We start from the raw sequence: 21,669 nt of genomic DNA, 5'->3' as shown, positions 1-21,669 counted from the left end.
AACCAGCCTCTGTTGTTCCGTCCCGGACCGATCAACAGAGGTTGGTGCGTCGGCATCGTTCAGGGGACGTGGCGGCGGTGGATCTCGTCGTCGAATCCGTTCACGACGGCGAGCTTCCAGAACTCGAAACCGACCTTGCGGGCCACCGCCTTCGAGGGTTCGTTCCTCGGGTCGATCATGGCGAACACGGTTCCGGTGAACTCACGCTCCAGCACCGCCATCACAGCGCCCGCCGCTTCGGTGGCGTACCCCGTGCCGCGTACCGACGGCACCAGCCGCCACCCGAACTCCAACTCGATCGCACCCTCGAACTCGAACCGGTCGACGCCGGTGTAGCCGACGATGGTGCCAGTCGACCGTTCGACGATCGGCCGCTTCGCGAACGGCATCTCGACGGCGAGTTCACACATGTGGTCGAACCGCGCGTCGGCGGCGTCCACGTCGAGCACCCCGCCCGAGAAGACCATGAACTCCTCGTCGCCGAACAACTCGACGAACCGATCACGGTCCGACTCGACCGGGTTTCGGATCTCCAGCCGATCGGTCAACATCGGGTCAGCGGGCGGTCCAGCCGCCGTCGACGAGCAGGCTGTGGCCGGTCATGTATCCGCCGGCCCGGCTGGCGAGCAGGAGCAGAGCGCCGTCGAGTTCGTCTGCGTGACCCATTCGGGGCAGCATCGCATTCGCCTTCACGAAGGCCTGACTCGACTCGTCGGATTCCATGCCCGCCGTCATCTCCGACTCGAACCATCCCGGGCTCAGAGCGTTGACCCGCACACCCTTGCGACCCCACTGCGCGGCGAACTCGCGCGTCATGTTGATCACCGCTCCCTTGCTCGCGCAGTAGTGGGCCTGCTTGATCGGCGCCGACGCCACGTGACCGAGCATCGAGGCGACGTTGATGATCGAACCCGACCCGGCAGCGATCATCGACTCACCACACAACTTCGACAGGTGCCAGATCGCGGTGACGTTGACCTCCATGGCGAACCGGAACTGTTCGAGCGTCTCGTCCTCGATCCGCGTCGCCTCTCCGATGCCCGCGTTGTTGACCAGCACGTCGACGCGGCCGAACCGCTCGAGCGTCCGGGCGACGAGTCGCTCACGGTCCTTGGCCACCGACAGATCGGCGGCGACGGCGAGGGATCCGGGCAACTCGGCGGCGAGCGCCTCGAGGCGATCGGCCCGACGGGCGGCCAGCACGACGCTCGCACCGACCGCAGCGAGGACCCGGGCGAACCGCTCCCCGAGGCCCGACGACGCTCCCGTCACGATCGCGACCTGCCCGTCGAGGCGGAACATCTCGGCCGGGTCGAGGCCGCCCGGCGTGGAGGTGGGCCGGCCGCCCGGGTCGGACTCGACGTGGTCGGATCGGGCGGCGTCGGGCTGAGCTGAGGCGTCGGTCACACGGCCGACTCTACGAATGTTCGACCGGTGCGGCATCAGCAGATCCCGATCGCCGCACACCATCACCGGAGTGGACCACGATCTGTTCGCACCGCCGCAAATGACAACGACACGGTTCGGCGCGCGAGCCGACACCGGTTCGTCATGTCGCGCCTCACGACTCCGCGACATTTGTCGCGATCTGGTGACAATCGGCGCGCGACACATTCGCACGGGACGTTGCGGTGACATCGGACCTGCATGATCAGGACATGGAAGTCAGCCGCCGCACCTGGACCGCCGCCGTCAAGCTCGCCGTGGTCCTGTCCGTGCTCGCAGCGCTGATCGCTGTCGGAGTCTCGCGCTCCGGTGACGTTCCTCAGGCTGCCGTCGTGGTCCCCGTGATCGTCGTCGCCTTCGCCGCCAGCTGGTTCCAGACCGAGCGGATCCGCCGTCGTGCGGTCGCCGACATGGTGATCGTCTCCGCACGTCACTGACCTCGACCCGATGCCGGCCGACGGCACCACGCGGTCGAGTCCGAACGGTCCACTGCTCCGGCCTGCGTCCCTCGGATCGCCGTGTGACACGATCGCCGAGTGACCTCCGACGACTCGACCGATGTCGACGACACCCCGCTCGTCCGCTCGAGCCCTGCGTTCGTCGTGCTCGTGCACGGAGCGTGGCACGGAGGCTGGTGCTGGGCCGCACTCCAGACCCGACTCGACGAACGCGGCATCGCGTCGCTCTCGATCGACCTCCCCGGCCACGGCGCATCCACCGCCGACCTGACGGGCCTGCACGGCGACGCTGCGGCCGTGTCGGCGACCCTCGACGTACTCGCGTCACGCGACGTCGGACCGATCGTGCTGGTCGGCCACAGCTACGGCGGCGCGGTGATCACCCAGGCCGCCGCCGGCCGCACCGACATCGGCCACCTGGTCTACGTCGCGGCGTTCGCACTCGACTCGGGCGAGTCGGTGCTCAGCGCACTCGGATCCTTCGAACGACGAGACGTCGACCTCGGCGCGGCGATGATCCCGACGGCGGACGGCACCGCGACGACCCTCGACCCTGCAACCGCCGCAGGTGCCCTGTACGGCGAGTGCGCTCCCGAGACGATCGCTGTGGCGCTCCCACGCCTGTCGCCGCAGCCGATGGCCTCGATGACCGAGGAGGTCGACGGCTCGCCTCGCGACAGCGTGGAGTCCACCTTCGTCGTCTGCAGTCGCGACCGTGCGGTGCATCCCGACCACCAGGCCGCAATGGCTGCCCGATGCACCCACCGCATCGAACTCGACACCGATCACTCACCGTTCATGAGTGACGTCGACGCAATGACCGACATCGTGTCCGACATCGCTCGTGGTGTCGGCCACACACGCCAACCGGAAGGAACCGACTCGTGAGCGATGACATGAAGGTCCGGATCGGATATGGGCTCGGCACTCGGACGAACCTGCACGACGAGAGCTATGGCGCCGTCGTCGACGCACTCGAAGGCCTCGGTTTCGATTCCCTCTGGCTGTCGGAGAAGATCAGCGGCGAAGCTCCCGACCCGCTCGTGGCGATGGCGTACGGCGCCGGGCGCACGACGAAGCTCAAGTTCGGCATGTCGGTGATGGTGCTCCCCGGGCGCAACCCGGTGGTGTTGGCCAAGGAGCTCGCCACCCTCGCCACGATGTCGGGCGGACGACTGCTCCCGGCGTTCGGCCTCGGTGCCGTCGACCCGATCGAACAGCAGGCGTTCGGCGTGGAACGCGGCGAGCGAGCTGCGCTCTTCGACGAGACCCTCGCCGTCATGCGCAAGTGCTGGACCGGCGAACCGTTCACCCACGACGGACCCCGGTTCTCCTACGACGGGGCCTTCGTCCGACCCGCACCGAAGCGGATGGACGTGTGGCTCGGCGGGATCGCTCCGTCGGAACTCAAGCGTGTCGGTCGCCTCGCCGACGGTTGGCTTCCGTCGTTCGTGCTGCCGGCCGACGCCGAGGCGGGTCGCGCAACCATCGAACAGGTCTGCGCCGAGCACGACCGCGAGATCGAGGCCGACCACTACGGAGTCCTGATCCCCTACTCGTTCCGCATCATCCCCGAGCCGATCCAGAAGCTGCTGGCGAAGCGTCGACCCGACCTCGACGACATCACCGAACTCGTCCCCGACTCGTGGGAGTCGCTGCAGGAGATGATCTCCCGCTTCGTCGACGTGGGCACCACGAAGTTTGTCGTCCTCCCTCTCGACGAGCCCGCCGACGCCGACGAATGGGTCGAACATCTCACCGAGGCAGCCGGTGCTCTGAAACCGCTCGAGGTCGGCTGATGCCGTCGTCCCCCGAACCGCAGGAATCGTCGAGGCCGCCGGCGCTGTTCGTCCCGGTCGACGCCGCCGGCGCGGGTCCGGGCGACTGGTGGTCGGCGACGGAGTTCGCACGAGGGCCGTGGGATCCGGCGCACTGCCACGGCGGCCCGGTGTCGGCGATGCTCGCCCGAGCGTGCGAACAGATCGAGTCGCCCGATGTCGACTGGGTGATCACCCGCCTCACGGTCGAACTGACGCGGCCGGTCCCCGTCGGACGACCGTTGAGGTTGGCAGCCGAGGTGGAACGTCCGGGGCGCAAGGTGTCCGTCGTGGCGGCGTCGTTGAACGATGTCGATGGGATCGAGGTCGCCAAGGTTCGTGCGCTGCGGGTCCGTCGCCGTGACTTCCCGCTCCCGATCCACCCGACCGCACCGCCTTCGCTGACCGGCGATGCGCAGGACGCCCCACGGGTTCTCATGTCCTGGGCGACCGATGGCGACCAGGTCGCCTTCCACAGCCACAGCGCCGAACATCGGGTGGTCGCCGGGAGCTGGGACGAGCCCGGGCCGATGTCGCTGTGGGTCCGGCTCACGACGGTCCTCGTCGAGGGCGAACCGCTGTCCGGCGTCCAGCGGGCGGTCGCTGCTGCCGACTTCGGCAACGGCGTGAGCAGTGCGATCGACTACGAGCGGTTCCTGTTCATCAACCCGGACCTCACCGTGCACCTCGCCCGACCACCGGTCGGTGAGTGGATCGGAATGGTCAGCCACTCGCGATACGGCACCGACACGGACTCGTCGGGAGCCGGATTCGCCGAGTCGGAGTTGTACGACGCCGACGGTCGTGTCGGCCGCAGCGTCCAGAGCCTCTTCGTCGAACCCCGCTGACCCCGTCTGTCACACGGTGTCAGACACCGTTCGACGGGCCTCGCACGTCGGACGTCAGGGAGGTGGCGGCGGGGCCTGGGTCGTGTTCCCGGCGGTGGCTCGGAGTTCGTCGGCGTCGAAGTCGTCGGGTGCGTACTTGACGATGCGGTACGGGGTGACGCCGGGAACTGCGATACGGAGCAACTCAGTTCCGGTGGATCCATACTCGACGAATACCGGTTGCAAGGACCCCCAACCCACCAACACAGAGCCGTCGTCCGCCAGTCGTGCGCTCCCGAGAGCGCCGCTGGAGAAACCGAACGGCGATTCGATTTGGCGGACCATCGTCGCCGTCCAGTCGGCAGAGTCGGAACTTGAGGTGTCGATGCGATATTGAACGAACCGTGCCGCTTCTTCGGGATTCGTCAGGCTCCGATTGTCGTGCATCGTGAGAATGTCACCCTTGAGGATGGCATCGTGCGGGCGCAGCGGACCAAAGTGGGGGTCTCCGACGATGTTCAGACGCTCGGCGCCAGACAAATTTTCGAGGCTCTCGGGCGAGCTGGACAGGATCCACTCCACTGCATCGGTCGGGCGATCGACGCGGAAGACCGCATCGAGGTGGCGAGCCGAGACGACGTAGTCGCACTCCGTGCCGCAGTCGTCCTCCACGACTCGTTGGAGCGAGTTGATGTGGAAGACATCGACCTCGCCAGCCCCCGAATTCTCAGCGGGGTACTTCTTGAAGCAGAGCGGAATCCGCACCTCCTCCATCCCGAAGTAATCGGACATGTTCCAATCCCAGACCAGCGTGCCGTCGCCGGAGATCTCCCGAATCGAACCGTCCACAATCGTCTTGTCGACCCCCGCAACTGACCCGTCGCAGCGAATAGGCGCGGGCAGTGACTGATCCGGAGCGAGGGAGCTCAAGTCGACGCCGTCCAGGAGCGGGTAACTGATGATGGCCCTCCCGTCCGGCAGTTCAGGGATCTCTGCGATGTCGTGCTTATCAGGCGGGTGGTCATTCGAATCGGTGAGCCACTCGTCCACCAGGGTCCCGTCGAGTGCGATCATGCGATGACCAACCTCCGGTTTAGTGCTGAAGCGACTCTCATTTTCCGCGGCAGAGATATTGCCCGTCGACAGGAGCTTGGCGTCGATCAGCGCCCGGTCGAGTCGCTGGTACCAGACCGGCGTGCCGCGTTCGTCGAGGATGGCGAGGAAGTCGGCCCCGGTGGCGGCTCGCGCGTTCAGGTCGGTGAGGTACCAGCCCGGCGCGGCGCCATCGGCCTTCTCCACCAGGAGCGTCGGGAAGTCGGCCGGGAGGCAGCGGACGTAGTACTCAGCTGTCTCGGTGCCGCGGGTGAGCCGCACGGTCAGCAGGTCGTCGGGGCCGAGTGTGATCGGACGGTCGGGCTCGACGGTGGTCCCGGCTCCGACGGGAAGTCCGTTCACGTTCGCCGTCGCGGTCACGCCGGAGGCGGTTCCGAGTCGGAGGCGGAGGTTCCGAGTGGCCGGGCACCGCATCGATGCGTCGGGTGAGTCGACGGCGAACTCCTGGTCGAGCGGGACGAGCGTGCCGTCGACCTCCGACAGCGACAGCTGGTTGATCAACGAACCCTCGGGTCCGGTGACCACGCCGACGAGATCGATGACCACGTCGACCGCGGTGTCGGTGTACACGCAGAACTCGGTGTCGTCGGTGAGCGCAGTCACCACGAGGTTGGCGGTCTGGTTCAGGTCGTAGTTGATCGACGACGTCGTCGGCGTGCCGGCCACGCACGGGGTGATCGAGAGGAACGATGCGCTCGACGCACGCACGGCGACGGCGTTGAGCACCACGGCGACCGCGTCGTCGGGTCGCTCGATCACGTCGGACAGGTCGAACCGCTGGGTCGTCCGGGCGCCGAAGCGCACTCCCGGGACGTTGGGTTCGCGTGTGTCGACGATACGAGTGTCGGCGACCGGCTCGATGGTGACGTCGGGACTGGTGAAGGCCGACGGAGCGTTGTAGCCGGTGACGTCGAGGAGGAAGTGGGTCGTGGCGTTGCCGCTGACGCACACCTTGCCGTCGGCCGCAGCATCGATCGATCCGAGTTCGACGATCGCCGAGACGGCTCGCCGCTCGCCGGCGAGGAAGTTCAGGTTGGAGGCGAGTGGCCTGGGTTGACCGCACGGGTAGACGACCAGGAACCCGTTCGTCTCGGGTGCCACCGCTGCCAGCGTGACGGTGACCGACACGGCGTCGTCGGGAACGACCACGCCGCCCACCTCGACCGCCTGGACGGCCTCGGCCGGCAGCTTCACGCCGGACGTCGGCGCGACGCGACTGTCGTAGGCGCGCTGGGGTTCGATCGGCGTGATCCGGTTCGGGCCGTCGGCCCACCAGCCCGAGACGTCGATCACGACGTCGCCACCCCGATCGGAGTACAGGCAGACGGCGCCGCTCGCATCGGGCACCCCGACGACGAGGTTCGGAGTGGCCACCGACGAGCGCGCGTTGACGCTCGACGTTCCCGGCCGACCGGACGCGCATGGGAACGCCGTGAAGAAGCCACGTTCCTGGGAGATCACGGTCACCGAGAGAGCGAAGGCCGCCACGTCAGCCGGTCCGATGCCGGACATGTCGACCCGGAGGGTGCAGCCCGCACCGAGCGGCGTCGCCACCCCACCCGTTCCCGCGCGGGTGTCCACGATGCGCTCCGGAACCTGGGAGTCGAACGAGAGCAGTGTCGGTTCGACGGGGGGTTGCGAGGCGACGACCGGTGCACAGGTGACGGCGGCGGTGGCGGCGGCGGACGCGGTCGGCGTCGCCACGGGCAGGAGCACCGTGATCACGGGAAGCACCAGTGCCAGCGCAGCGGACCAGCCCGACGCGATGCGGCCATTGAGAGTCGACATGGTCGCGAATGTAGCGACACGGCGCGTGGCCGTTCGTGCAGTTCACGTCGCTCACCCGATCGGGAGTTCCGTCACCCCACCACGACGACGAGACCCCGTCGCATCTCCTCTGAACCAGAACGACGAGGCCTCGTCGCATGTCCTCCGAGCCAGAACGACGAGGCTCGGGTCAGGCGGGGAAGTAGACGCGGAGATTGTCGGCGACGAAGCGGGCACGGGCGGTCAGTCCGGCAGGGTTCGGATGGATGTCGTCGGAGACGAACCACGGCTGCGCACTGGCGGCGGCGTCCCAGTCGGCGACCTGGACGTTGGGCACGCCCGCGAGGAGCGCCAGCAGTCGATCGTTCCACGCCAACGTGTTGGGACGCGCCCAGAAACCGTCGTTTCGCACCGTCGATGCGGTGAGCCACAAGGTGGGTTCGCCGGCGACGGCGTCGAGGACGAGTCCGATCCGTCGCGCTGCGTCGGCGTTCGACCCGGCAGCGATGTTGGCGGCATCGTTCGTTCCGAGCAGGATCACCCAGCATCCAGCGAACCCGGTGGCCTGGATCGCGGCGATCGCATCGGGACCGTTGGCCTGTCCCGGCAGCGTCTCGACGATCGACCGACCGCCGCTCGCGTCGATGCGGAGGTCGGCGACACCGATGGCGGCGAGTTGCGCGTTGATCGTCGCACCGCCCGAGAGCACACCGTTCGTACCGTCGAGTCCGACCGCGGTCGAGTCGCCGATCAGTGCGACCCCCTGGCATGCGGTCGCCGTCCCGCCGAGCGGCGGCGGCGCAGTGGGCACCGAGGTCGCCGTGGTGATGGCGGTGGTGGTGGCGGGAGCAACGGTGGTCCACGTCGTGGTGGTCGGAGCGAGGGTCGTCGGAGGAATGGTCGTCGCAGGAAGGGTCGTCGCAGGGAGAGTGGTGATCGTGGTCGTCACCGAGGTCGGGACATCCGTCGAGGCAGCGGTCGTGGTCGACACGGTCGTCGTCGAGACGGCCGGCGGAAGCACCGTGCTCGCGACGCCTGCGAGTGTGGAAGTCGGAGGCGAGCTGGTCGTGGCGGCGGAGTCGTCGCCACCACACGCCGACGTGGCGGCGAGCGTCATCACCAGCACCGCCACACCGACACGCCGGCCGCCGGGCTTCGAGCGCCGACCCACCCGACCCGTCAGCCCTTGCGCTTCTGGATGTTCGCCCACTCGTCGCGGAGCCCGACCGTTCGATGGAACAGCATCGGCTGGTCGGGATCGTGAGCGAAGTAGCCGAGCCGCTCGAACTGGACCACGGCACCGGGCGGCGTGTCGGCGAGCGCCGGCTCCAGCTTGCAGTCGGTGAGCAGTTCGCGCGAGTCGGGATCGAGGTCGTCCAACACGTCCCCCGTCGCCTCGCCCGGCACCTCGGCGGAGAACAACCGGTCGTACAGGGCCACGCTGCCGCCGACGGCGTGCGCAGCCGACACCCAGTGCATCGTCGACTTGACCTTGCGGCCGTCGGGCGCATTGCCGCCGCGCGTCTCGGGGTCGCAGGTGACGAGCACCCGGGCGACCGAGCCGTCGTCGTTCGCCTCGAACCCCGTACAGGTCACGAAGTACGCGCCGCGCAGCCGCACTTCGCGACCGGGCGACAGCCGGAAGTACTTCGGCTCGGGCTCGGCCATGAAGTCCTCCCGCTCGATCCAGAACCGACCGGAGAACGGCGCGGTGCGCGTGCCGTCCTCGGAGTTCTCCGGGTTGTTGATCAGTTCGACGTGTTCGACGATCGGGTCGCCCGCGTCGTCGGTCGGCCAGTTGGTGATGACGACCTCGAGTGGGCGCAGCACGGCCATGCGTCGAAGGGCGAGCCGGTTGAGGCGGGTCCGCACGAACGACTCGAGCAGCTCGATCTCGTTGCGGCTGTTGGTGCGTGACACGCCGATGAAGGAGCAGAACTCGCGGATCGACTCCGCCGGATACCCCCGTCGGCGCAGTCCGCTGAGCGTGGGCATCCGAGCGTCGTCCCATCCGTCGACCACACCGTCGGTGACGAGCTGGAGCAGCTTGCGCTTCGACGTCATCGTATGGGTCAACGCCAGCCTGGCGAACTCCGTCTGGCGGGGCTGTTCGTGGGGCAGTTCGCCGGCCTCGCGCAGCTGGTCGAGGTACCAGTCGTAGAGCTCGCGGTGGCTGTCGAACTCGAGGGTGCACAGCGAGTGGGTGACCCCTTCGATCGCGTCGCTCTGCCCGTGCGCCCAGTCGTAGGTCGGGTAGATCGGCCACGACGTCCCGGTGCGGTGGTGCTCGGCGGCTCGGATGCGGTACATGACCGGGTCGCGCATCTGCATGTTCTCGTGCTGCATGTCGACCTTGGCGCGCAGCACCATCGCGGCGTCGGCGAACTCACCGGCGCGCATCCGGCGGAAGAGGTCGAGGTTCTCCTCCACCGGCCGGTCGCGGTGCGGGCTCTCCACGCCCGGGTTCCCGTACCCGCCGCGCTGCGCCGAGATGGTCTCGCCGTCCTGTTCATCGACGTACGCGCAACCCCGCTCGATCAGCAACTCCGCCCAGCGGTAGAGCTGTTCGAAGTAGTCGCTCGCATAGAGCGGCTCGGGGTAGTCCTCTCCCTGGCGGTACCCCAGCCAGGCGAGGTCCTCGATGATCGCATCGACGTAGCTCGTGTCCTCGGTGTCGGGATTCGTGTCGTCGAAGCGCAGGTTGCACACACCACCGAACTCCGCGGCGAGGTCGAAGTCGACGCTGATCGCCTTGGCATGACCGATGTGCAGGTAGCCGTTCGGCTCCGGTGGGAACCGGGTCTGGACACGGCCGGCGAACGTGCCCCGCTCGTTGTCGGCGATCACGAGTTCGCGCACGAAGTTGGCGGCGGTCGGGCGATCGTCGGCGTCACTCATCGGCCCAGTATGCAACCCGGCGTCGAGCGTCCCCTCCCACGAGGTCTCCCGTCGAACGATGTCGGTCGCGGGCCGTCTGCACCCCTCACCGATCTCTGACAGAGTGTGACGCATGTCGGTGCCCGCTGAATCGATCTTCTTCGACCTCTGGTCGGCCACCTACGATCGGGCGGGCCTCCAGCAGAGCACGTACCGACCGGTCCACGATGCCGTGCTCGCCCGTCTCGACGGCCTCCGACCCGAACGTGTCCTCGACCTCGGCTGCGGCACCGGCCAGCTCACCCGCCGCCTCGGCGAGAAGTTTCCCGAAGCGACCATCGTCGGCGCCGATCTCTCCGACGGCATGTTGGGGCGTGCGCTCGAGCGTGCCGAGGCCGATGACGCATTCACGAACGTCGGCGGTTTCGTCCGCGCCGACGCGCAGCGACTCCCGCTCGCCGACGGGTCGTTCGACGTGGTCACGTGCACCGAGTCGTTCCACTGGTATCGAGACCAGGAGGCCGCCGTCGCCGAACTCGCACGTCTGTTGCGGCCGGGAGGTCGTCTCGTGATCGCGTCGATCGCCACGGTCACGGGCTTCGCCGACGACGCGATCCAACGGGCGACCGAACTCGCCGGCCGGCCGATCCGGCCGATCCCGAAGCGACGCCTCAAGAAGCTGCTCGAAGCCGACCGCTTCCGTGTCGAGCACCAGGGCCGGATCCCCCGCCTCGGCTTCGTGCCGTGGCCGATGCTCACCGACGCGACTCGACGCTGACGGCCGACCCTCGGACCGCTCGAATCGTCAGGTCTCCTCCGAGGTCGGCAGCCACACCGAACCCGAGGTCGCGAGCGCATCGATCTCGGCGGAGGTGTAGCCGAGCGACTCGAGTACTTCCACCGTGTGCTCGCCGATGCCCGGCGCGAGGCCGCGCGGTGCGATGTCGGCTCCGCGCACGCCGATGGGTGATGCGACGGTCCGGAACGATCCCTCGGCGTGCTCGATCTCGGGGAACAGCCCGATCGCGGCCGCTTGAGGATCGTTGGCGAGCTCGACCATCGTCGACGCCGGACCCCAGATCAGCCCGGCCGCGTCCAAGATCACGCCCCACTCGGCGAGGGTCTTCGCCGCGAAGGTCTCGTCGATCAGATCGATCAGTTCGGGCATGTTCTGGAACCGGTCGCGCGGCGTCTCGAAGCGTGGGTCGTCGAGCAGTGCCTCCTGGTGGGTCGCGATGCAGAACTTCGGCCACCAGCGGGGCTCGGGCATGTTGAAGATCATCCAACGGTCGTCGCTCGAGCGGAACCGGTTCGCCAGCGGTGTGATGACGTGGCGACGATCTCGCTTGGTCGGTTGGCGTCCGTCGATCAGCACGGCTGCCAGGTCCGACGCCATCGTCCAGGTCGCAGTGGCGAGCAGGCTCACGTCGACGACCTGACCCTCGCCCGTCTGGTCGACGAGCCGCAGCGCGGCGAGGATCGATGCGACCAGCGCCAGGCCGGTCGTGTGGTCGCCCTGTGCCGGTCGCGGACCCGGTGCCGCCGAGCCCGGCTCGCTCATCGAGTCGGTGACCGCACCTCGACCGAAGAACGTCGTCACGTCGAAACCGGGACGGTCGGCGTCGGGTCCGTGCAGGCCGTATCCGGTCAACGTGGCATGGACGAGCCGCGGTGTCTCGGCGAACAACGTCTCGGGGTCGAGCCCGTAGCGGAGCTGGCGCTGCGGCAGCAGGTTGCAGAGGAAGACGTCGGCCCCCGACACGAGCCGACGCATCACGGCGGCACCGCCGGGTTCGTCGAAGGCGATCGCGATCGACTTCTTGCCGCGGTTGTCGACGGTGAACGAGTAGTCGATCTCGGCGGCTGGACCCTCGACCTTCGGCGGCCGGATCATGCCGCGCACGACGTCGCCGGTCGGCGGCTCGACCTTCACGACGTCGGCCCCCATGTCGGCCAGGATCGCGCCGGCACTCGGCGCAGCCATCCAGTTCGTCGCCTCGACGACACGTATGCCCGACAGCGGTGACACCACGATCGACTCCTCCTGCTCGACCCGGCACACCGATCACCTGTCGAGGCGACCCCGGGAATGCGCACGTCAACCTAGGTGATCGCCCACCACGGAAGGAATGGGACGGTCGGGTGCCCGCCGGTCTCCCGGAAACTCTGGAGTACCCCCGTGCTTGAATGGACATCATGACCCGACAGGTGTTTGCCGAGTGCGTTGAGGAGATGGCCGAACGGGCCGATCCCGCGCCTGCGGTCGACGCCGCCACCCGAGCCATGCGACGCAACCGTTCCGTGCAACTGGACGAGGTCGATGCCGTCGTCAACGGCGGGTCGTTCTACGCCCGTGGCTTCCGCTCGCCCACCGACTGGTTGGTCGTCACCACTCGCGAAGGCGTCGGGTTCTGCAAGCTCACTCTCCACCTCGCCGACCGCATCCAGAAGATGCCCGTCATCCGAGCCGCGTTCGCCGACGGCATCCTCGCCGAATCGTCGCTGCGCCTCCTGGCCGATGCGTGGGTGCCGACGATCGCCGACCAGTTCGCCCACGACGAACGGATGCTCTGTGGCTGGGCCACCACGATGCCGCACGCCGACTTCCGACTCGTCCTCGACACGTGGCGCATGCGCGCCGACCCCGACCGCGAAGCCGCCACCGACGACGACCGGTTCGACTCGCGCGCACTGCACCTCTCACGACTCCTCGACGGCGTCGGCGTCATCGACGGGAAGCTCGACCCCGAAGGCTTCACTCTCCTGCGTGAAGCCATCCGCCTCCACGCCCAACCCGCCGACGGCGAAACTCGCAGTGCTGCCCAACGACGCGCCGACGCTCTCGTCACCATCGCGCGCATGGCCGTCGAGAACCACCTCCCGGTTCCGGGAAGGAAACGCCGCAAGGCCCGGGTCGTCGCCACCATCGCGTACGACGACCTCGTCGACACCTGGCACGCGCAACAAGCACCCGGCGCACACACCACAGCGGACGAATCGCGGACGACGGTACCGGAAGCCCGTCGGCCAATGGGCGGGGCGCTCGACACCGACACCGACCGCATCCTCGTGTCCTCCGATGCCGTGCGGCGCGTGGCGTGCGACTGCAACATCCACCGGTACGTCACCAACCCGCTCGGCACCGTGGTCGACTTCGGACGCAGCCAGCGCGTCGTCAGCGATTCGCTGTTCGACACGCTCCTCGTCCGCGACCACGGGTGCCGCTGGGCCGGCTGCGCGATTCCCGCCGGAGGGTGCGACGCCCACCACGCGATCCACTGGCTCGACAACGGCGAGACGACACCCGACAACCTCGTCCTGCTCTGCTGGTTCCATCACCATCTGCTGCACGAGCAGCACTGGAGTATCGAGCCCCTCGGGGGCGGCCACTTCAACCTGAACGACCCACACGGCAACGCAACCGTCCTGCGTCCACCACTCGTCGGCCTCGCCCTGCCCGGCGGTCCGCTGTCCGCGTCCGTCCGCGGCACCCCATCTGTCTGATCTTCACGTGCGGGCGTGCCCGTACCTCGCGTCGGAATCGAGCCGAACGCGTGGTCGACTGGTCGGATGACGACGACGACTGCGGCACCGGGAGACGTTCGACAGCGCCCACCGAGCCGTCCTGCGTATCGACCACCGCTCGCCCTGCGCGCCTTGGTCGGTCTCCTCGCACTCGGTGCCGCACTGTTCAACGTCGCACTCATGCTGTCCGACCGAGCCCCGGGTTTGATGGAGCGGATCTTCGGCGACTTCGCCGTACGCCTGTCGGACCGACTGAACCGATCCGATCGGATCGGTTCGCTGACCGAGGGGCGGGACCCCGGCAACGACGCGATCGTCCACGTCGGCGTGTGGGCCGTGGCCATGACGTTGGTCGGGCTCGCGGTCTGGCGCTGGGCGCCGCTGATCATCGCCGCCATGGCGACCTTCGCCGGCAGCATCCTGGTGGAGGTGGGCCAAGGCCGATACTCCTCGACCCGCGCCGTCGAGATGGGTGACGTGTTCGCGAACGGCGTGGGAGTGGCGCTGGGCGTGTGCGCATGCGCCGCCTGCTACCTCGCCTGGAGCAGCCTTGCCTCCATCGGCTCTCGGTTGCGGTCCACCTGACCCGGCTGCGGCGGTCAGATCCTCGGGTCGACCCCGGTCAGTTCGATCGAGACATCCCACAGTCGAGCCGCCAGTTCCGGGTCACGGGCGCGATCGGTCGACTCGACCTTCTCGGCTTTGCCCGAGGTCTCACCGAAGCGCGACGGACCGGTGTAGTCGCCGCCGTCGACATCGTCGGACGTCGCGGCCATCAACGTCGGCCAGGCACCCTGGGACGCCGAGTTCAGCACCAACTTCACGAGCGGCATCGCCAACGCCACCACCTTCGGCAGGTGGCGAGCGAGTTCCGTGGCGGCGATGCCCGGATGACACGCGACGGCGATCGTCGGCGAACCGGCGGCGCGGAGGCGGCGGTCGAGTTCGTACATGAACAGCAGGTTCGCGAGCTTGCTCTGCTGGTAGCGGGTCTGGGGGTCGTAGCGCTCGTGGGCTTCGAGGTCGGCGAAATCGATCCTGCCGGGCTTGTGGGCGATGCTGCTCGTGACGACGACCCGCGAACCACCGTGCTCGGCGCCCGTCGTCGAGAGCATCGGGAGCAGGTGCGACGTGAGGGCGAACGTGCCGAGGTGGTTGACACCGAACTGCGACTCGAATCCATCGGTCGTGTACTCCAGCGGCGGCATCATGATCCCTGCGTTGTTGACGAGCACGTCGAGGCGATCCTCCTCCCCCACCAGAGCCGCCGCGGTCTCGACGCTGGCGAGGTCACCCTGATCGAGGGGGACGAAGCGCAGGTCGGCTCCCGGAACAGCGGACGCGATCTTGGCCATCGCTGCCGTCGCCTTGTCCTCGGAACGACAGCCGAGAAGAACGCGTCCACCTCGAGCGGCGAGCACTCGGGCCGCCTCGAACCCGAGACCGGTGTTCGCGCCGGTGACGAAGAACGTCCTCCCGGACTGGTCGGTGACGTCGTCGGCGGTGAATCCACTCATCGTTCCAGTGTGCCGACCGGCGCACCGGTCCCCTCCCGGCCGTGAACCGAGCGACACTGGCTGGATGGTCGACAAGAAGTACATCGCCACGAACCGCGACGTGAGCCGGGAGGAACTCGACGAGTTCATCCGGCCTCGCCATCACGGGGTGCTGCTCACGCGTCGCAGCGACGGCTGGCCGCAGTCGTCGCTCGTGTCGATGGGACTCGACGAGTCGAGTGGCGCAGTCGGCGATACGGACGGCGGGCGGATCGTCGTGTCGAGCTACCCGGAGCGCGCCAAGGTCCACAATCTGCGTCGGGATCCGCGGGCGTCGATGGTGGTGCAGAGCGACGACTGGAACGGCGAGTGGGTGCAGGTCGACGGGACCGCCGAGGTGATCGACCTGCCTGACGCACTCGACGGACTGTGCGAGTACTTCCGGGTGATCTCTGGCGAGCACCCGGACTGGGACGAGTACAGGGCGGCGATGACGGCGCAGGGCAAGTGCCTGATCCGCATCACGATCGAACGGTGGGGGCCGATCGCGAAGGGTGGCTTCCCGGCCCGCCTCGCCGACGACTGACTCGGCGCCGAGCGGCGCTCAGCGTTCCCCGAGCAGAGTCGGCAGGAGTGCGCCGGCCACCTCGGCCGGGCGCTCCTCGTGCGCGAACAATCCGGCACCCTCGATCACGTCGAGTCGTGCGTCTGGGAACGTGTCGACCATGGCTCTGGCGGCATCGACGGGGAAGAACGGATCCCGAGCGCCCCACACCAACTGGACGGGCACGTCGATCCTGGGGTGGATCGAAGCGAGTTCGCGGACGTGGTCCATGTCGAACGTCCGCAGCACCTTCGTCGCGGCGGCTCGCCGTGCGGGGGACTGCGCCAACGGCTGGAGGAAGAATTCGTCGAACTCGCCATCGAGGAGCGACCGGTCGGCGAAGGCGTCGCCGAGGACGGCGCGAATCCGGCGCAGACGCGGCCGGCCGGCGACGAATCCCAATCCGGCGGCGAAGCCGGGGAGGCGACGTGCGGCGATGAACGAGCGGAAGCGCCAACCCGGCTCGGGTGGTTCGGTGTCCACCAACCCCATCGAACGCAGGCGCGGGTCGTCGACCATCGCATGGCGTGCGATCAATCCTCCGCTGTCATGGCCCACCACGGCCACCGAATCGAGTTCGAGCAGGTCGACGACCCGCCGGACCGACGTGATGTGCTGCTCGACCGACATCGGGGTCTCGGCGTCGAACCGGCTCGATCCGGCGGACGGGAGGTCGATCACGTGGCACGTCACGTGATCGGCGAAGTGCGGGAGGAGCAGTCGGAACGTGGCACCGCTCACCGGCCAACCGTGCACGAACAGCACGTCGGGCCCGGAGCCGACGCTCCGGAGGGCGACCTCGCCTGCTCCGACGTCCAGGTAGCGGTCCGGCTCGCGTCGGAACAGATCGCTCGCTGCGGATGGGGTGAGTGTCGCCATGGTCGCCTCCGTGTTTGTAGTGAACACTACAAAGCGTAGTCTCTGACCCTCTCTGACACTCACTGTCAGGTGACGAGTCGCTCGCTCAGCTCCCAGAGTCGTTGTGCGGTGTCGACGTCGGCGATCCACGGGCGCATCCCGTTCTCGCCAGGATTGGCACCGAGCACACCGGGGCCGCAGTCCGCGAGGTATCCGCCGTGGTGCGCCGACATTCCTGGCGCCGTCGCGGCCCAGACCTCCGTGGCCGCTCCCTGCTCGACGGTCTTGAAGCGTCGCCCGGTCGAGGCCCACGGGTGCTCCGCGGCACGCTGCCGGCCGCGCTCGATCGCCTGGTTCATCAGTTCGTCGTCGAGGTGGCGGCCGAGCGACGTGCGGATCGCCCCCGGGTGGACGGACACCGCTGTCACCTCCTCGGCTCCGTGGCGCATCGACAGTCCGAGCGCGTGAAGGGCGTTCGCCGACTTCGACCGACCGTACGCGATCCATGCGTCATAGGGGGTGTGTTCGAAGTTCGGATCGTCGAGGTCGACGTCGCTGATGTCGTGAGCGGACGACGAGAGACACACGATGCGCGGTTCGTCGCCGGCGAGCACGACCGGCATCAGCAGCCTCGTGAGTTCGAAGTGACCGAGGTGGTTCGTGCCGAACTGCGTCTCGAAGCCGTCGGCGGTGCGACCGAACGGGCACGCCATCACCCCCGCGTTGTTGATGAGGACGTCGATCGCCTCGCCACGCCCGTCGATCTCGGCGGCGCACGCTCGCACGCTGGCGAGGTCGGCCAGGTCGAGCACGGCCGTGGTCAGTTCGGCATCGGGGACCGACGCCCGCACCCGTGCCGCCGCTGCGCGGTTCGCGGCATCGTCGCGGGCGAGCATCAGCACCGACGCGCCGCGTGAGGCGAGCGCACGCGTCGCCTCCTCACCGAGTCCGGCCGATGTGCCGGTGATGGCGAACCGACGAGCGCTCAGATCCATGCCGTCCAGCACGTCGTCGGTGGTGGTCTCGTGGTCGAAGCGTTCGATCATCGAGCCAACGTAGGAGGGGACACGTCCCCGTCAACGACCGGACGCCGGTGACGTAGTGTCTGCTCCATGGCACTCAGAGACAAGATCATCGAACGGGCGACACCATTCCTCGACGAGGGTGAACGGGTCGAAGCGGCGTTCGCTGCGCAGACGTTCAACCCCTACTGGGCGTTCCTCAGCTACTGGATCGTCCTGTTCGGCAACGCGTACCGTTCCGTGGTGGTGACGGACCGTCGGATCGTCGTGTTCGACACCGGCAAGTGGAGTGCCACCAAGGCCAAGTCGATCCGCAACGTGATCGACCGGAGCACCGTGATCGGCCCCGCCAGTGGGCTGTGGTGGAAGTGCGAGACCCTGGGCGAGAAACTCTACGTGCACAAGCGCTTCCACAAGGACGTCACCGCAGCAGATGCCGGGCGAATCGGACCGGCTCCCACGACATCTCCGGCCTGAGTCGGGCCACTCCGGTCACCGCTCCGTCCGCCGCCTCCGGGCGGACGTGCCGGGCGCCCCGGGTTTCGGACAGGTGAACGCTCGGTGGCGCGCCTCGGAAGCACCCGATCAGGTCTGGCGTTCTCCGGCGCGGCCTCCTACAGTGCGATTCGTGTGCGAGGCTCGTACTCAGCGGGCGCCACGAAGACAACGAATACCGGAGGTTCCATGACTACACAAGTCCCCGCTCCCCGCGTGCGCTCAGCACGCCGGAGAGCCATCACCTCGCTGGTCGCAGCAGGCACCGTCGCGTCGACGGTCGCCATCGTCGGCGCCAGCGGACCATCGGCGCAAGCCGCTGAAGGCGACACGGTTCAGATCCTGTCGTTCAACGACTACCACGGCCACGTCGAAGGTGGTGCGGCCGGATCCATCGGCGACGAGGATGCCGGGGGCGGCGAGTTCCTCTCCGCCAAGCTGACCGAACTCCGTGCTGCTTCCGAGGCCGACGCATCGTTCACCGTCGCGGCCGGCGACAACATCGGCGGCACGCCGTTCTTCTCGGGCATCGTCCGCGACGAGCCCTCGGTCGAGTCGCTCAATGAAATGGGCCTCGACATCTCCGGTGTCGGCAACCACGAGTTCGACGATGGCGTGGCAGAACTGCTCCGCATGCAGAACGGCGGATGCTTCGATACCGATGGCGACATGGCCGCTGTCGGAACCGACGACGCCGACGACTGCTTCTTCCCCACCGATCCCTACGCCGGCGCCGACTTCCAATGGCTGGCCGCCAACGTCACCGACGATCTCACCGGTGAACCGCTCGATCTCGACGACGCCAAGGGCGACTACGAAGATCTCGGCGGCTACTCGCTGGTCGAGGTGAACGGCGGGGGCGGCGTCACGGAGATCGCCTTCATCGGAATGACCCTCGACGGAACCGACGAACTCGTGTCGGCTTCCGGCATCGACGGGTACACCTTCGAAGACGAAGTGACGACGGCGAACAACCTGGTCACCGAGATCCAGACCGACCACCCTGGCGTCGAGTCGATCTTCGTGTTGTTGCACGAAGGTGGCATCCCGACCGAGTTCGCGATCGACGGTTGTGAGGGAGTCTCCGGACCCATCGTGGCGATCAACGAGGGCCTCGACGCCGAGATCGACGGTGTCATCTCGGGCCACACCCAGCAGCCGTACAACTGCGAGCTCGAAGGCCGTCCGGTCATCAGCGCATGGGAGCACGGCAAGGTCGTCAGCGAGATGACCTTCGACATCGACGACCAAGGTGATGTCGACCGCAGCACGCTGTCGGTCGTCAACCACCCGGTGATCCAGAGCGAACTCACCGCCGATCCGGCCATCACGGCCGTCATCGACAAGTGGAGCCCCATCGTCGACGACATCGGCGAGCAGGAAGTGGGACGCATCGCCGAGGACATCACGCGCGGTGGAACTCCGACCGGTTCGGACCGAGGAGTGGAATCGAGCGCCGGCAACCTGATCGCCGACGCCCAGCTCTTCGGCGTGAACGACGCCGGCATCGCAGCCGACATCGCGTTCATGAACGCCGGCGGCATTCGTTCCGACCTGACGTTCGCGGCCTCCGCAGGTGAAGCCGAGGACGGCATCGTCACCTATGCGGAAGCGTTCACGTTCCAGCCGTTCAACAACTCGTTGTCGGTCCTGCCGATGACCGGTGCGCAGATCAAGCAGGTCCTCGTCGAGCAGTGCCAACCCGGTGACAGCAGTCGCCCGGTGCTGTTCCTCGGTGTGTCCGAGGGCTTCACGTACGACCTCGACCTCACCACGCAGGGAACCGTCTGCACCGACATCGCTGTCAGCAATGTCCAGCTGGACGGAGTCGACATCGACGACGCCATGACGTACAACGTCGCGGTGAACAACTTCCTCGCCGACGGTGGGGACAGCTTCGACACCTTCGCCGAAGTCGCCCCGGGCGATCGTCTGCCCGGACCGACGGACCTCGAGGCGCTCATCGACTACTTCGAGGAGTCGGCCGCACCGCTCACTTCGCCCGGCACCGACCGGGTGACCGAAACGCTGACCACGCTGCCGGCTCCGCAGGTCTCCGTGACCCCCGGGCGTCTGCTCGACACCCGGACAGGCCCCAACAGCCAGACGGTCGACGACCTGTTCGAAGGCGTGGGTCGACTGGCCGCAGGCGAGGAGATCGAACTCCAGGTCGGCGATCGTGGCGGCGTCCCCGCCAGTGCGTCGGCTGCCGTGCTGAACATCGGCATGGTCAACCCGAGTGCGACAGGCTTCCTCACGGTCTACCCCTGTGACGCAGCCGAGCGGCCCACCGCGTCGAGCCTCAACGCCGATGCCGGCGACGTGCGCTCGAACGCCGTGTTCGCTCAGCTCTCGAGCGAGGGCACCACGTGCATCTACTCCAGCGTCGAGACCGACGTCTACGCCGATGTGAACAGTGCCGTGCCGGCGAACGGATCACCCACCCCGGTGCTCCCCGCTCGCCTCATCGACACCCGCACCATCCCGGGCTCGACGACCATCGACGGTGACTTCCAGGGCGGTGGCCCGGTTGCCGCCGGCACCACCGTCGAACTGCAGGTCACGGGACGTGGCGCAGCGGGCGACACCGTCGACACCGACGCTGTCTCGGCCGTGCTGAACGTCGGAGCGATCAACGCAGCCGATCGTGGGTTCCTCACGATCTACCCGTGTGGTGAGACCCGGCCTCTCGCGTCGAGCCTGAACTACGACCTCGGTCGGATCGCGTCGAACTCGGTCAGCAGCCAGATCGGTGAGGACGGCAAGGTGTGCATCTACACCTCCGTCGCCACCAACCTGATCGCCGACATCAACGCATTCGTGCCGCTGGGCGGAACACCGGAGCCGCTGCTTCCGGCCCGCCTCGTCGACACCCGCACGTTCGACACCTCCACCACGATCGACGGTCAGAACGAAGGGGACGGCCCGCTCGCAGCGGAAGAGACCCTGACCCTGACCGTCGCCGGTCGCGGTGGCGTCGGGCCGATGCCCGAGACGGTGATCCTCAACGCTGCTGCGATCCGCGGCGCCGCCCGAGGGTTCCTGACCGTGTACCCGTGCGACGAGGACCGTCCGCTCGCATCGACGCTCAACTACGAGGGCGGCGACATCATCGCCAACTCCGTGGTGGCCAAGGTGAGTGCAGACGGCACCGTGTGCATCTACACCTCACAGGAGACGGAACTGATCGTCGACGTGACGGGTTCGATCGATCCGGTCGTCCCGTTCCGACCGGCGACCTGATCGTCTGAGAACCATGCCGCTCGTGCGGCAGACCTGAAGGGAACGGCCCGTCGAGCGATCGGCGGGCCGTTCCGCGTCCCGCCCGAACGTCCATGGCGGTCCTCCGGCGAGAACGACGACG

19 protein-coding genes are annotated in these 21,669 nt (G+C 67.9%); 10 read left to right on the top strand and 9 right to left on the bottom strand.

Features of this window, described 5'->3' with window-relative positions:
* Positions 1-59 precede the first annotated feature (59 nt).
* Positions 60-551, bottom strand: a complete 492-nt coding sequence (locus ABJK40_RS17120) for a GNAT family N-acetyltransferase (RefSeq protein WP_348483021.1) — start codon at positions 549-551, stop codon at positions 60-62.
* Positions 552-555: 4 nt separating this feature from the next.
* Complete coding sequence (locus ABJK40_RS17115) at positions 556-1,302, bottom strand: SDR family oxidoreductase (protein ID WP_348483045.1); 747 nt, start codon at positions 1,300-1,302, stop codon at positions 556-558.
* A 356-nt stretch (positions 1,303-1,658) separates the two neighbouring features.
* Between ABJK40_RS17115 and ABJK40_RS17110 the strand changes: the two genes are divergently transcribed.
* The 4 genes from ABJK40_RS17110 to ABJK40_RS17095 all read left to right on the top strand — a co-directional run bounded on the left by ABJK40_RS17110 (position 1,659) and on the right by ABJK40_RS17095 (position 4,569).
* A complete protein-coding gene (locus ABJK40_RS17110; RefSeq protein ID WP_348483022.1) occupies positions 1,659-1,883 on the top strand; it encodes a hypothetical protein in 225 nt (74 codons plus the stop codon).
* A gap of 99 nt (positions 1,884-1,982) precedes the next feature.
* The gene (locus ABJK40_RS17105) at positions 1,983-2,792 is read left to right on the top strand and encodes an alpha/beta fold hydrolase (protein ID WP_348483023.1); all 810 of its coding nucleotides are present in this window, start codon (positions 1,983-1,985) and stop codon (positions 2,790-2,792) included.
* Positions 2,789-3,703, top strand: coding sequence for an LLM class flavin-dependent oxidoreductase (locus tag ABJK40_RS17100; protein ID WP_348483024.1), 915 nt, complete (start codon positions 2,789-2,791; stop codon positions 3,701-3,703). Before ABJK40_RS17105 ends, ABJK40_RS17100 begins: the two co-directional genes overlap by 4 nt.
* On the top strand, positions 3,703-4,569 hold the full coding sequence (locus ABJK40_RS17095; RefSeq protein WP_348483025.1) for a thioesterase family protein: 867 nt from the start codon (positions 3,703-3,705) through the stop codon (positions 4,567-4,569). The genes ABJK40_RS17100 and ABJK40_RS17095 overlap by 1 nt, the downstream gene beginning before the upstream one ends.
* A 54-nt stretch (positions 4,570-4,623) precedes the next feature.
* Here the strand turns inward: ABJK40_RS17095 and ABJK40_RS17090 are convergent, their stop codons facing one another.
* The 3 genes from ABJK40_RS17090 to ABJK40_RS17080 form a co-directional block, all read right to left on the bottom strand.
* Positions 4,624-7,449 carry an aryl-sulfate sulfotransferase gene (locus ABJK40_RS17090; RefSeq protein ID WP_348483026.1) on the bottom strand — a complete coding sequence of 942 codons (2,826 nt, stop codon included), beginning with the start codon at positions 7,447-7,449 and terminating at the stop codon, positions 4,624-4,626.
* 169 nt (positions 7,450-7,618) lie between these two features.
* Positions 7,619-8,554: a hypothetical protein gene (locus tag ABJK40_RS17085; protein ID WP_348510348.1), complete on the bottom strand. Its 936-nt coding sequence runs from the start codon at positions 8,552-8,554 to the stop codon at positions 7,619-7,621.
* A 53-nt stretch (positions 8,555-8,607) separates the two neighbouring features.
* Positions 8,608-10,326 carry a glutamine--tRNA ligase/YqeY domain fusion protein gene (locus ABJK40_RS17080; protein WP_348483028.1) on the bottom strand — a complete coding sequence of 573 codons (1,719 nt, stop codon included), beginning with the start codon at positions 10,324-10,326 and terminating at the stop codon, positions 8,608-8,610.
* 112 nt (positions 10,327-10,438) lie between these two features.
* Here ABJK40_RS17080 and ABJK40_RS17075 point away from each other — a divergent pair, with 112 nt between their 5' ends.
* On the top strand, positions 10,439-11,083 hold the full coding sequence (locus tag ABJK40_RS17075; protein WP_348483029.1) for a class I SAM-dependent methyltransferase: 645 nt from the start codon (positions 10,439-10,441) through the stop codon (positions 11,081-11,083).
* Positions 11,084-11,110: 27 nt separating this feature from the next.
* Here ABJK40_RS17075 and ABJK40_RS17070 read toward each other — a convergent pair whose 3' ends face one another.
* Positions 11,111-12,367: a CoA transferase gene (locus ABJK40_RS17070; protein ID WP_348483030.1), complete on the bottom strand. Its 1,257-nt coding sequence runs from the start codon at positions 12,365-12,367 to the stop codon at positions 11,111-11,113.
* Positions 12,368-12,501: 134 nt separating this feature from the next.
* On the opposite strand from ABJK40_RS17070, the gene ABJK40_RS17065 reads away from it, so the two are divergent.
* A complete protein-coding gene (locus ABJK40_RS17065; RefSeq protein ID WP_348483031.1) occupies positions 12,502-13,809 on the top strand; it encodes a DUF222 domain-containing protein in 1,308 nt (435 codons plus the stop codon).
* A 66-nt stretch (positions 13,810-13,875) separates the two neighbouring features.
* Positions 13,876-14,415 (top strand): hypothetical protein, encoded by a 540-nt coding sequence (locus ABJK40_RS17060; protein ID WP_348483032.1) that lies wholly within the window; start codon positions 13,876-13,878, stop codon positions 14,413-14,415.
* Positions 14,416-14,429: 14 nt separating this feature from the next.
* On the opposite strand, the gene ABJK40_RS17055 is transcribed toward ABJK40_RS17060, so the two are convergent.
* Positions 14,430-15,347, bottom strand: coding sequence for an oxidoreductase (locus ABJK40_RS17055; RefSeq protein WP_348483033.1), 918 nt, complete (start codon positions 15,345-15,347; stop codon positions 14,430-14,432).
* Positions 15,348-15,411: 64 nt separating this feature from the next.
* On the opposite strand from ABJK40_RS17055, the gene ABJK40_RS17050 reads away from it, so the two are divergent.
* Positions 15,412-15,912 (top strand): PPOX class F420-dependent oxidoreductase, encoded by a 501-nt coding sequence (locus ABJK40_RS17050; protein WP_348483034.1) that lies wholly within the window; start codon positions 15,412-15,414, stop codon positions 15,910-15,912.
* Positions 15,913-15,930: 18 nt separating this feature from the next.
* Here ABJK40_RS17050 and ABJK40_RS17045 read toward each other — a convergent pair whose 3' ends face one another.
* Together ABJK40_RS17045 and ABJK40_RS17040 are read right to left on the bottom strand one after the other, a co-directional pair.
* Positions 15,931-16,809: an alpha/beta hydrolase gene (locus ABJK40_RS17045; protein ID WP_348483035.1), complete on the bottom strand. Its 879-nt coding sequence runs from the start codon at positions 16,807-16,809 to the stop codon at positions 15,931-15,933.
* Positions 16,810-16,874: 65 nt separating this feature from the next.
* Positions 16,875-17,834, bottom strand: coding sequence for an SDR family NAD(P)-dependent oxidoreductase (locus ABJK40_RS17040; RefSeq protein ID WP_348483036.1), 960 nt, complete (start codon positions 17,832-17,834; stop codon positions 16,875-16,877).
* Between the two features lie 66 nt (positions 17,835-17,900).
* On the opposite strand from ABJK40_RS17040, the gene ABJK40_RS17035 reads away from it, so the two are divergent.
* The gene (locus ABJK40_RS17035) at positions 17,901-18,287 is read left to right on the top strand and encodes a hypothetical protein (protein WP_348483037.1); all 387 of its coding nucleotides are present in this window, start codon (positions 17,901-17,903) and stop codon (positions 18,285-18,287) included.
* A gap of 207 nt (positions 18,288-18,494) precedes the next feature.
* Positions 18,495-21,548 carry a bifunctional metallophosphatase/5'-nucleotidase gene (locus ABJK40_RS17030; RefSeq protein ID WP_348483038.1) on the top strand — a complete coding sequence of 1,018 codons (3,054 nt, stop codon included), beginning with the start codon at positions 18,495-18,497 and terminating at the stop codon, positions 21,546-21,548.
* Positions 21,549-21,669 lie beyond the last annotated feature (121 nt).

It is taken from the genome of Ilumatobacter sp. (genome assembly GCF_039969435.1).
Taxonomy (GTDB): domain Bacteria; phylum Actinomycetota; class Acidimicrobiia; order Acidimicrobiales; family Ilumatobacteraceae; genus Ilumatobacter_A.
This window is presented reverse-complemented; position numbering and strand designations above follow the sequence as displayed.

Bases quoted from the DNA above. Each gene is read 5' to 3' on its own strand.
- ABJK40_RS17120 (WP_348483021.1), bottom strand. From the start codon at position 551: ATGTTGACCGATCGGCTGGAGATCCGAAACCCGGTCGAGTCGGACCGT.
- ABJK40_RS17115 (WP_348483045.1), bottom strand. From the start codon at position 1,302: ATGTTCCGCCTCGACGGGCAGGTCGCGATCGTGACGGGAGCGTCGTCG.
- ABJK40_RS17110 (WP_348483022.1), top strand. From the start codon at position 1,659: ATGGAAGTCAGCCGCCGCACCTGGACCGCCGCCGTCAAGCTCGCCGTG.
- ABJK40_RS17095 (WP_348483025.1), top strand. From the start codon at position 3,703: ATGCCGTCGTCCCCCGAACCGCAGGAATCGTCGAGGCCGCCGGCGCTG.
- ABJK40_RS17090 (WP_348483026.1), bottom strand. From the start codon at position 7,449: ATGTCGACTCTCAATGGCCGCATCGCGTCGGGCTGGTCCGCTGCGCTG.
- ABJK40_RS17080 (WP_348483028.1), bottom strand. From the start codon at position 10,326: ATGAGTGACGCCGACGATCGCCCGACCGCCGCCAACTTCGTGCGCGAA.
- ABJK40_RS17075 (WP_348483029.1), top strand. From the start codon at position 10,439: ATGTCGGTGCCCGCTGAATCGATCTTCTTCGACCTCTGGTCGGCCACC.
- ABJK40_RS17065 (WP_348483031.1), top strand. From the start codon at position 12,502: ATGACCCGACAGGTGTTTGCCGAGTGCGTTGAGGAGATGGCCGAACGG.
- ABJK40_RS17060 (WP_348483032.1), top strand. From the start codon at position 13,876: ATGACGACGACGACTGCGGCACCGGGAGACGTTCGACAGCGCCCACCG.
- ABJK40_RS17055 (WP_348483033.1), bottom strand. From the start codon at position 15,347: ATGAGTGGATTCACCGCCGACGACGTCACCGACCAGTCCGGGAGGACG.
- ABJK40_RS17050 (WP_348483034.1), top strand. From the start codon at position 15,412: ATGGTCGACAAGAAGTACATCGCCACGAACCGCGACGTGAGCCGGGAG.
- ABJK40_RS17045 (WP_348483035.1), bottom strand. From the start codon at position 16,809: ATGGCGACACTCACCCCATCCGCAGCGAGCGATCTGTTCCGACGCGAG.
- ABJK40_RS17040 (WP_348483036.1), bottom strand. From the start codon at position 17,834: ATGATCGAACGCTTCGACCACGAGACCACCACCGACGACGTGCTGGAC.
- ABJK40_RS17035 (WP_348483037.1), top strand. From the start codon at position 17,901: ATGGCACTCAGAGACAAGATCATCGAACGGGCGACACCATTCCTCGAC.
- ABJK40_RS17030 (WP_348483038.1), top strand. From the start codon at position 18,495: ATGACTACACAAGTCCCCGCTCCCCGCGTGCGCTCAGCACGCCGGAGA.